We start from the raw sequence: 9,652 nt of genomic DNA on the forward strand, positions 1-9,652 counted from the left end.
CGAGGGAGCGCGCCTCGCAAGTCGGGGATGCTCGAATGCGAATCCGGCCCCGGTCAGTGTTTCCGGTAACGTTATGGAACGCTGCCCGTGTCCCGCCCGACCGCATCGAAATGGCTCAGCGAACTCGTCGACGCACGTGTCCTCCGAGACTTCAGAATCGGACGCGACCGGCTGTTCGTCAACGCCGACTTCCTCGAAATCCTCGTCCGTGACGAGCCCCACGCCGGCGCCCAGCAACCAACTCTTCTAGCCCTACCCTCCCGACGAGCGCCGTCGCTCACATCCCAGAGGAACGCCGCCAACTCAGGCTGAATACAGTGCTTCGGCGGTAGCCAGTGCGCCCGCCCTGAAGCCCGCAGCTCCGTCTTCGGGGGTTCTTTCTGTCTTGGCCATTGCGCGCGTCAGCGTGCGCCCGGCGTTCTCAGTTCGCGTCAGGCATCGTGCAGGTCGTGAGGAACTCGATCAGTGTGGTCCCGTCGTCGGTGCGGAACAACTCGTCGAGCGCGACGTTGAACTCCTCCTGTCGCGCGTACGGGATATTCACTGGCTCGAAGCCCGACTGGATCAGCGCGCCGGTCATCAGGATCCGGGCGGTGCGCTTGTTCCCGTCGAAGTAGAACTGAGACCGAGTCGCGGAGGCAAAGTACACCAGCGCGCGCGCCCTCGGGTCATCGAACGTACCGAGGGCCGCGAGCAGGTTCGTGTAGTCCGCCTGCAGCTGCTCCCCGTTCTCACCGGCCGGGTCGCCCCCGACGGCTCCGCCACTGGCCAGGATCACGTTTCCGCCTCCGAAGACCCTTCCCTCGCCGCGGAAGTGGCCGGACTCGATCGCCTCGTGCTGGCCGACGCCGCTGTGGATGCGGTCGCTCATCGCCTTGCCGAGCGAGAACGAACCGTCGCGCACGGCGTCGATCATCATCTCCATGCCCTCACTGAGGGCGAGGATCTGCTCCGCCTCCTCGATCTTCTTTCCACCGACGGTGACGCCGTCGAGCAGGGTCTGGACCTGCGGCAGGGTGAACGTGTTGCCCTCGAGAGCGGCCGCGTTCCACACCAGCTCGGGCAGCGACTTCTCGAAGCGGAAGATCGACCGCTCCACGCTCGATGGCTTTATCAGGTCGAAGTTGATCGCGCCTGGCCGCCAGGTGATGCGGCCCGTCTTCAGCACGCGGGTCGCATCTCCCGCGAAGGGGTCGCGGATGCTCGGGCCGCCCTGCTGACGTTCCCTGTTCTCGGCAGCGCGCTTGGCGAAGTCCGCCGACGTCATGCCCCACTTCGGGGGCTGCTGCTTCTCAGCCATCCGTGTTCACCACCCTTCCGTGATCTCGTTCGCGAGCCCGTCGTGGCCCAGCCCGTGCAGGTCGATGACTGCCTGAATCGGGGACACGATGTTCTGATGCCACACCCCCGGGCCCATCATGTCGAGGAAGTACGCGTGCATCGTCGGGGCCAGAAGCACTCCCGCCGGCTGATACTCGTCCACCTCGCGCAGCGTCGCGGCCAGACGGCCGGCCACTGCGTCGACGTCCGTAGTCCACGCCACCACTGGACCGGGGTCCGGCGCGTGACCGAGGTAGACTCGCGCGGCCGCAACGCCGGAGAGCGCCCCGAGGTTGCGCCCGAGAGCGCTGTTCGCGATCTCGATGATCCTCTCCTGGGGGACCCCAGGTTTCGGTGCGAAGAAGCGAGCCCCCTTGCGGTGCTGCGGCGCCGAGTCGCGACCGGCCAGTTGCAGAAGCTGGGCCGGGTCATCCCCTGCCTGGCGCTGCAGGCGTGAGACCCACTCTGTGATCTCTGCGACCTCGCCGGCGTCCGCCAGTCCGACGCCTTCCAGCTCCTCGAGCTCCGGTGTCGCAGGATCCGCGATCACACGGGCCGCTACGGCGGCCGCAGGATCGCTCGCGGGCACCAGCGCCACGTCGAGGTCGTACCCCGCCGCCAGCGCAAGCTCGCGCAGGGTCTCGAGCGTCGGGGAGGTCACCCCCGCGCGCATCCGCTGAATCGTCGTCCGGGCAAGCCCCGTAGCGCGCGCGGTAGCGCTCGGAGTGCTTCCGAGGTCAGCGAGCAACGTAGGAATGTCCATGCCTAGACTGTAGCAACCGTGCGGCAGGTGCCGCAAGGATGCGGCAGATGTAGCACGCTTGCGGCTTACGGACGGCGGGATAACGCGCAGCGCCGACGCTCGTCGCCAAGCGACCGTGGGAGATTTGTTCAACGGGAGCAGCGAGCACAATGCTCTCTGATACCGCTCTGCAAGTCGGTGTCACAGCTCTCCATTGTCAGGATCATCAGGCTGGTGCGATGTATCAATTGAGCAGCCGTAGCGAGGACTGCCGGAGATGAGCGGAGGACCGAGATGAGAAGGATCAGGCCGCGACGCGCGAGGGCGTCTCTTCACAAGTGGTGGGAGTCTCAGCTGCGAGGGTGGCATCTGGTACAACGCCTCCGGAAGTAACTACACGGACGGTTGGTCTTGTGGACGATATGCCTCGGGAAGTTGGTATTGCTATGGGGTCGTGTGGGTGAACGGCAACGCCTACTACACCTTCACCATGCCCATACGAAGCATCAACTGAGGGGGAGTTAGAACCGGACACTGGTCAACGAAGTCAGACGCGGAACGGCACCGGTCGAACACAGCAGTACCGCGCTGTTCGCCCGCGCGGACACCGAGCTGTGCGACGGAGCATTGGGGCTCATTCTGAACTGTCGCCGATGCCGGACATCGAGGTTGCGCGCGGTCGAATTCACCGGTCACATTGGGAGAATCGCCCGCCAGGGCTCCCGCGCGATGCTCAGCAACACCGGTTCCGCGGGCTGACGGAGTGCGTCACCCCGCCGTGGCGATCCGCTCCGCTTCGCCCCGGGTCTTCTCGTACAGCCCCATCGCGACGAGCACATCGACGATGGAGGCGAAGTCGCTCTTGTGCAGCAGGGCCTTCATCGCGTTGCTGTGCCCCGCGGCCGAGGCATACATGATGTCTTCAAGCTCGGCGACGATCGTCGGTGAGGTCTCGAAGTCGATCGGGGTGTTCGCCATCGCTTCGGCCTGGATCTTGGGGTTGTCGACGATGTGCCGCATGATCGTCTCGGCGGCGCTGACGCCGCTGTTCTGGTCGACGTCGGTGCCGGCGAACAGGGCGTTGATCTTGTCGATGACCTCCTGCAGCAGCCCGTACTTCGCTTCGCGGGGCTGCGCGGAGCCGGCGGCGGTGATCGCCGCAAGCTCGCCCGCCTCGCCTGAGGTCAGTCCGAGGTTCTTGGCGTCGAGTTTGCGCAGCCGGTAGTGGGTGAGCACGATGTCGTCGGTGTCGATCGCGGCGGGGTCGGCATCCTGTCTCTCGATGACCCGGCGGTACACGCGCACGAAGATCGCCCACTTCTCGATGTCGGTGTCGCCGTAGTCCATGATCTGCGACAGGAAGTCGTACGCCCGCACGAACGCGAACACGGTGCTCCGGAACTCCTCGAGCCGGCCGGTTCAGCCGCGACAGGGTCTGCACGGCGGTGATACCCGACAGCTTCTTGTCGACATACATGCCCACCAGCAGCGGCTGGTCGAACCCGGTCTGGAACTTGTTCGCGACGATCATCACCTGAAACCCGTCGCCGGCGAACGCGGCCTCCAGCGAGCGGCCCCTTGAGCCCCGGGTTCAGGGAGGTCTCGGTGAACTCCTCCGGCCCCGACTCCGGGTCACTCACCGAACCCGAGAACGCGACCAGCGCCGCCAGCTCCTCATCGAGTTTGTGCTCTTCCAGGTACGAGTCGATGGCGAGCTTGTAGCGCACGGCCTCTTTGCGCGACCCGGTGACGACCTTCTGCGCGATGTTCGTCGGGTGCAGCCGCACCCAGCGCAGGTCTTCAACTCGACCGTCCCCACCGGGATCCCGTTGACGAACACCACCAGATCGAGGCGATTCGCGTTTCTGCCCGAGTACACGACCTGCCGCATCACCCGCACCCTGTTGAACGCGAACCGCTCGACGAGCTTCGCGTTCAGCGACGTCGCGGGTCGCGCCTGGAACAGCGAGAACTTCGCGTTCAGCACCCCGATCGACCCCTTCAGCGCGTTCAGGGTGCCGCCACCGTTCATCGTGTCGGTAGTCTGCACAGCCACGATGCGATCGAGGATCTGCTTGCGCCCGAGATCGCGGGATGCCGTGCTCGCGCCCGGCTTCACGAGCTTGTCGAGCTGGTCGGGCTGCGTCGCCTGCAACCACGCGAACACATCCGCCGGGAACAGCGCCCGGTCACGGTCGTACCCGGGATCGTCCGGCGAGTACTCCCAGCCGTGCGCGGCCAGATACTCGCAGATCTCGGTCTCGAACGCCTCCTCGTGCTGAATCGCCACAGGCAAGTCCCCTCAAGTGCTGACGATGGTTTCGGCTGCATCCAGCAGACGCCGCGCGTGAAGAACAAAGCAGGGACTGATCCGCGGGGTCATGCGACGTGAGCCTTCGCCGCCGGCACGATCTGTGGGCCATGAAGAAGGATGCCGTCGGCAAGGACGTTGGCGATGAGCGGGTCGTTCTCGGCGAGTCGGTGCGCGAGCTCCCCGCGGTCGATCGAGTGCACCTGCGCTTCGTTGCCTGTGATGCGCTGCGTGTGTTCGGCCAGCCTGTAGCTGAAGTCAGCCCGAGCGTCAGGGTCGAAGTCGTCGGGGTACGCCACCAACAGGTCGATGTCGGAGCCGAGCTCTGACTCCCGACGGGCGACAGAGCCGTAGACCAGAACCGTCAGCTGGAACTGTTCAGGGATCTCTGCAGGGACGTTCTGTTCACAGAAGTTCCGGATGCTGTCGAACACGCGAGCACGAGCGCTCAGACCCAGCTCCAGCACCGGCCACAGAACATGCTCACGGTTGGCCCGGTAGATGATCGCCGGCGGCCTCGGCTCGGCCGTCACCACACCGACCTCGACGAAGTGCGTCAGGGCACGATGAACGCTCGATGTCGAGCCGACGCCGGCAAGTGCGTGCACCTGCCGACCGGAGAAGCCCGCATCCGCCCGTGCGAGCACTCGTAGAACGGCAGCCTCGACTTGCGAGGTAAGTCCGTCCAGAGGCTCACGGAGGTTCATGTGACGATAATGGCACGATTGTCACGAATATGGAACACAACGATCCCCGCGCCGCCTCCTCCGTTCCTACGCAACGAGAGTAGGATTCAGTCCTACTGGATGAAGGAGCGACCATGCGTACGACGCGACAGCTGAGCATCACTCTTCCGAACGACATGGCCGATGCCCTGCGCGAGCGCGTCGCCTCAGGTTCGTACGCGAGCGAGAGCGAAGTCGTGCGCGACGGCCTCCGCACCCTGTTTGCGCGAGACCAGGTACTCGAGTCGTGGCTTCGGCAGGAAGTCGTTGACGCGTACGACGCGCTCGTCGCCGATCCATCGGCGGCCGTGACGATCGACGACGTGCGAGCCCGGCTGTCTGCAAAGCACGCCAACCAGTGAGCCAGTATCGGGTCGTCTTCCGTCAGGAAGCACTCGAGCAGCTCGAGGAGCTCTACGAATTCATCGCCGATGCCGGCTCACCCGAGAATGCAGCCGACTTCACCGAATCGATCGTCTCGTTCTGCGAGACCTTGGCAAGCTTCCCACTGCGAGGCACCGCACGCGACGACCTGCGCCCGGGGCTCCGGACGATCGGCTACCGCAGGCGCGTCGTAATTGCCTTCGCCGTGATCGACACCACCGTGGCGATCGTCGGAATCTTCTACGGCGGTCGCGACCACGAACGGATGCCTGGCACCGCCAAGTACCTGAGCTCCAGGTAGCCTATGCCGGCACCCGGTATCGAGCCGCCCTCAGACAGCCCCGCGCACGTCGATCTTCCCCGTCACCGCCGCCGAGATGAGCGCAGCGCGGCGCTCCCGCGACAGGGCGATCGCCTCACGCGCGTCCGCGATCGCGGCGTCGAGCCCGGCGGTCTCGCGATCAAGCTGCGATGCGACCTCACGCTGGACGCTCATCTCGGGCACGAAGAAGATCGTCTGCGCTAGGTTCTCCACAGACAGATTCGGTTGAGCACTTCCAGACATCAACAGCACCCTCTGGTGTCGTTCCAACCCCGAATTGAGTAGCCAGAACGCGTGGCGGCGATCGAGCGCTCCCGACCGAGACCGTAACGCCACCAGCGATGATGCCAACGCACCTCCACCGGTCCAACGAAAGAGTGCGTTCTTACCAACTGATCCACGCAGGCAGCAGAGCAGGTCACCGGGACGCCGGACTCCACGAAGTCCCTGCGGTCGGGATAGTCAGAACCCCGATCTCCGTTCAAGAAGTCGAACGCCCACCCGAGCTTGATCATATTCCGAATCCCTTTGCCATCGTCTTGACGCAGAAGTACATCGACAGCTGCGGCGCGCCGCTCGGCGAGCAGCCCGATGAGCTCCTCCTGATCCGCGATGAACGCGTCGATCTCCGCCGTCTCCCGGTCGAGGAAGGCGACGATCGCGTCCTGATCCTCGATGGAGATGTATGGGATCTTTGCGGCGCTCAGATCCGACTGGGTCATGCTGGGCAGTGCCGTGCTGGTCAGCCAGTACGAGTACGGCAGCTGTGTAGCCCAGTAGTAGACGAATCGCGGGACGAGGTGGCGGGTCGCAATCTCGGTGTAGTACATCGTGTCAACGGTCCAGAACCGACCAGTAACGTGAACCGGCCGATCAACTGTGCCCTTGCGCCCGAAGAGCACCGACTCACCGTCGAACAGGAACTCGGATGCCCTCCGGAACTCGCCTGCCGATCCGTAGACCGGATACCCGCCGTCTGCGACTTCCACACTGGAGTAGTCGGCCCCGTTGCGGAATCGGGCGAACCTTCCAAACGCGCAGACTGACCAAGCACTTGGGATCTCACTAAGCCACTCGACACCGCTGTCCTTGTACTCCGGGTACCGTTTCAACTCCGTCACGCCTTGACCGCCTCGAGCCGTCGGCCAGGAGCGCGGTCACAAGTTTGCGGAAGGCAGGGAGGAGCGTCGCGGTCGGGTTGGCGCTGCGGATGTGGTCCTCGGCGACCGACAGCATCCCACCGGTACCGGCGGTCGGGTCATACACCGAGCACACCACGCTGGGCTTGGCGAGGGTGTCGGACTCGGGCGCGAGCACAATGTCGACCATCAGCTCGATCACATCACGCGGGGTGAAGTGCTCACCGGCGGTCTCGTTGGAAGCTTCCGCGTGTGCACCCGCCCTCGAGTCATTCCGACGTAGAGCCCGGATGCGTCGACCCCCGTCGAGCTGGAACAGGTCATGCGGTACGTGAAGATGCCGTATGTCCGACGGCTGAAGATTCCCGCGGGTCAAGCCGCGCCTGCGGGCCGGGGGCTGGGGTCGTCAGGACTTGGATCGGGGGAATGTGGCGTCACCGGGATGCGGGATGCGGGCGGGGGAGGTAGATGGTCATGATCGTGCCCGGCCCCGAGGGGGGGCGTTCGGCTTCGAGTCTGAGGTCGAGGCGGGCAGCCAGCCGGTGCCCGATGCTCAGACCGAGGCCGGACCCGACGGGGCGGGCGCCGCGATAGCGTTCGGCGAGGACGCCGCGATCGAAAGCATGTGCGAGGTCGACATCGGTGAGTCCGGGACCCCGATCACGGACCGCGATCGCAGGCTCGGCACCCGCAGTCAGCTCGAGAGTGAGGGTACTGCCGGCGGGGGTGACGCGAAGGGCGTTTTCGACCAAACCGTCGATGATCTGCCGGACCCGGCGCGCGTCAACGTCGATGTGGAGATCCGCGGCTGCGCGGTCGAACCGCACCTCGATGGCGATGTCGTGCTGAGCAGCGGTGGCGTTCCAGGCGTCGCGGGTAGACAGCAGCAGTTCAGCGGGGGCTGTGGGGTGGATGTCGAGCGTGAAGTCGTCTGCTTCGAGTCGGGCGAGTTCGAGGAGATCGTCGACGAAACGGTGCAGTCGGGCGGTCTCGGTCTGAAGGATTGCCCCGGCGCGGATGGCTGAATCACCGTGGAAGGTGCCGTCGGCGAGCCCCTCGGCGTAGCCGCGGATCGCGGTGAGCGGGGTGCGCAGCTCGTGGGAGATGGACAGCAGGAACTCTCGCTGCCGGCCTTCGCTTGCCGTAAGGCTGCGGTCGAGGGCGGTGAGCGCGTCGGTGACGGCGGACAGTTCGGGGATGGTGCCGTCCGGGAGGAGGGTCACCCCGCGTTCTCCCCGCGCGATACGGTCGGCGGCCCGTGCGGTGCGGGTGAGCGGTCCGGACACCCGCCGGGCGAACCAGGCGCCGGCTGCCACGGCGACGAGCACCCCGATGGTCAGCGCCGCGACGATGCGCCAGACCAGTTCCCGGGTCGCCGTGTTGATCTGCCCCTCGGCGGTGGCCAGCACGAGTCCGCCGCCGCCGACGGGGACGCCTTCGAGCATGACGGGGGCGCGCCATACCCGTACGGTGTCGGAGACGGGATTCCCGGCTCGTAGCGCTTGTGCCATGGCGTCGTCGACGTAGCGGGCTGCAGGCCCGCGCACGGCCCCGTCCGCCGGCACGACCGCCCAGAGGATACCGGCGTCGACGAGGTCAGCCACGGCGTCACCGGCGAACAGGTCATCGCGATCGGCGAGGGCGGCGAGACTCGTGTGGAGCTGCTCCCGCGCTTGGTCTTCGAGAGAGGTCCTGACGAACTGGACACTGAGCAGCCCGCCGATCAGGGCGACGAGTGCGGCGACCGCGATGACGAGGGCGGTGATGCGGGCGCGCAGGCTCCACCCCGCCCGAGCGGGCCGGGTGCGGGGAGCGGACGGATCAGGTGTCATCGGCCCGGTAGCCGATGCCGTGCACCGTGCGGATCGGGCAGGCAGTCCCGAGTTTGGCGCGCAGCTGGGCGACGTGCACGTCGACGGTGCGCTGCTGTCCATAGTCGGCCTGCCCCCACACCGACGCCAGCAGCTGGGGTCGGCTGAACACTCGCCCCGGGCTTGCGACGAGTTCGGCGAGGAGGTCAAACTCGGTCGGGGTCAGCTCGACCGGGCGCCCACCCGCCTCGACCCGGCGGCTGTCCCGGTGCAGCACGACCTGACCGAGGCTCAGCGGGGCGAGGGTGGGTGGGCCGTGATGGCGACGCAGGATGCTGCCGACCCGGGCGACCAGCTCGCGGGGGGAGAACGGTTTGGTGAGGTAGTCGTCGCCACCGAGCTCGAGCCCGAGGACCCGGTCGACCTCGTCGTCGCGAGCGGTGACGAACATCACCGGAGTCCAATCCTCCTGCGCCCGCAGCCGCCGACACAACTCCACCCCATCGATGCCGGGCACACCGACATCCAGCACGATCAGCACCGGGCTCAGCCGCTTCACGGAGGCCAGCGCGGCCAGGCCGTCGCTTTCGACGTGGACCCCGTAGCCGGCGGCCTTCAGGTACTCACGCTCCAACTCGGCGATGTGCGGCTCGTCCTCGACCACCATCACCAGCCCGCGCGCCTCACCCATGCGAGCAATCGTATTCGGGCATTGTCCCGCTCCAGCGGGTCGGAGCAGACCCGAACACTCCTCGAACATGAGCCGAATCAGCTCCGCACATCCCCCTCCTACGCTCGACCACAACACCCCCGCACCCGCCGATCAGCAGCGGAACGACCAAGGAGGAGCACGATGAACGACACCGATCCGACCCCCACCCCCGATCCGACCCCCACC

13 protein-coding genes are annotated in these 9,652 nt (G+C 66.2%); 3 read left to right on the forward strand and 10 right to left on the reverse strand.

The window, feature by feature from the left end:
• Positions 1-87: 87 nt before the first annotated feature.
• Positions 88-312 (forward strand): hypothetical protein, encoded by a 225-nt coding sequence (locus QZV84_RS11425; protein ID WP_363331856.1) that lies wholly within the window; start codon positions 88-90, stop codon positions 310-312.
• Between the two features lie 109 nt (positions 313-421).
• Here QZV84_RS11425 and QZV84_RS02890 read toward each other — a convergent pair whose 3' ends face one another.
• From QZV84_RS02890 to QZV84_RS02910, 5 genes are all read right to left on the reverse strand, one after another.
• Positions 422-1,300, reverse strand: coding sequence for a hypothetical protein (locus QZV84_RS02890; protein WP_292825025.1), 879 nt, complete (start codon positions 1,298-1,300; stop codon positions 422-424).
• A 6-nt stretch (positions 1,301-1,306) separates the two neighbouring features.
• A complete protein-coding gene (locus QZV84_RS02895) occupies positions 1,307-2,083 on the reverse strand; it encodes a helix-turn-helix transcriptional regulator (RefSeq protein WP_292825028.1) in 777 nt (258 codons plus the stop codon).
• Positions 2,084-2,830: 747 nt separating this feature from the next.
• Positions 2,831-3,451, reverse strand: a complete 621-nt coding sequence (locus tag QZV84_RS02900) for a hypothetical protein (protein ID WP_292825031.1) — start codon at positions 3,449-3,451, stop codon at positions 2,831-2,833.
• A gap of 247 nt (positions 3,452-3,698) precedes the next feature.
• A complete protein-coding gene (locus QZV84_RS02905; RefSeq protein ID WP_292825034.1) occupies positions 3,699-4,352 on the reverse strand; it encodes a type I restriction endonuclease in 654 nt (217 codons plus the stop codon).
• An 89-nt stretch (positions 4,353-4,441) separates the two neighbouring features.
• Positions 4,442-5,080 carry a nucleotidyltransferase domain-containing protein gene (locus tag QZV84_RS02910; protein WP_292825037.1) on the reverse strand — a complete coding sequence of 213 codons (639 nt, stop codon included), beginning with the start codon at positions 5,078-5,080 and terminating at the stop codon, positions 4,442-4,444.
• A gap of 113 nt (positions 5,081-5,193) precedes the next feature.
• Here QZV84_RS02910 and QZV84_RS02915 point away from each other — a divergent pair, with 113 nt between their 5' ends.
• Together QZV84_RS02915 and QZV84_RS02920 are read left to right on the forward strand one after the other, a co-directional pair.
• Positions 5,194-5,460: a type II toxin-antitoxin system ParD family antitoxin gene (locus QZV84_RS02915; protein ID WP_292825040.1), complete on the forward strand. Its 267-nt coding sequence runs from the start codon at positions 5,194-5,196 to the stop codon at positions 5,458-5,460.
• Positions 5,457-5,783 carry a type II toxin-antitoxin system RelE/ParE family toxin gene (locus QZV84_RS02920; RefSeq protein WP_292825043.1) on the forward strand — a complete coding sequence of 109 codons (327 nt, stop codon included), beginning with the start codon at positions 5,457-5,459 and terminating at the stop codon, positions 5,781-5,783. The genes QZV84_RS02915 and QZV84_RS02920 overlap by 4 nt, the downstream gene beginning before the upstream one ends.
• Before the next feature lie 30 nt (positions 5,784-5,813).
• Here QZV84_RS02920 and QZV84_RS02925 read toward each other — a convergent pair whose 3' ends face one another.
• The 5 genes from QZV84_RS02925 to QZV84_RS02945 form a co-directional block, all read right to left on the reverse strand.
• Positions 5,814-6,017: a hypothetical protein gene (locus QZV84_RS02925; protein ID WP_292825046.1), complete on the reverse strand. Its 204-nt coding sequence runs from the start codon at positions 6,015-6,017 to the stop codon at positions 5,814-5,816.
• A gap of 29 nt (positions 6,018-6,046) precedes the next feature.
• A complete protein-coding gene (locus tag QZV84_RS02930) occupies positions 6,047-6,925 on the reverse strand; it encodes a restriction endonuclease subunit S (RefSeq protein WP_292825049.1) in 879 nt (292 codons plus the stop codon).
• Positions 6,870-7,145, reverse strand: coding sequence for a hypothetical protein (locus QZV84_RS02935; protein ID WP_292825052.1), 276 nt, complete (start codon positions 7,143-7,145; stop codon positions 6,870-6,872). The genes QZV84_RS02930 and QZV84_RS02935 overlap by 56 nt, the downstream gene beginning before the upstream one ends.
• 232 nt (positions 7,146-7,377) lie before the next feature.
• Positions 7,378-8,775, reverse strand: a complete 1,398-nt coding sequence (locus QZV84_RS02940) for a HAMP domain-containing sensor histidine kinase (protein WP_292825055.1) — start codon at positions 8,773-8,775, stop codon at positions 7,378-7,380.
• On the reverse strand, positions 8,765-9,445 hold the full coding sequence (locus QZV84_RS02945) for a response regulator transcription factor (RefSeq protein WP_292825058.1): 681 nt from the start codon (positions 9,443-9,445) through the stop codon (positions 8,765-8,767). The genes QZV84_RS02940 and QZV84_RS02945 overlap by 11 nt, the downstream gene beginning before the upstream one ends.
• Positions 9,446-9,652: the final 207 nt, after the last annotated feature.

Origin of the sequence: Microbacterium sp., from assembly GCF_011620715.1 — a bacterium.
GTDB lineage: Bacteria > Actinomycetota > Actinomycetes > Actinomycetales > Microbacteriaceae > Microbacterium.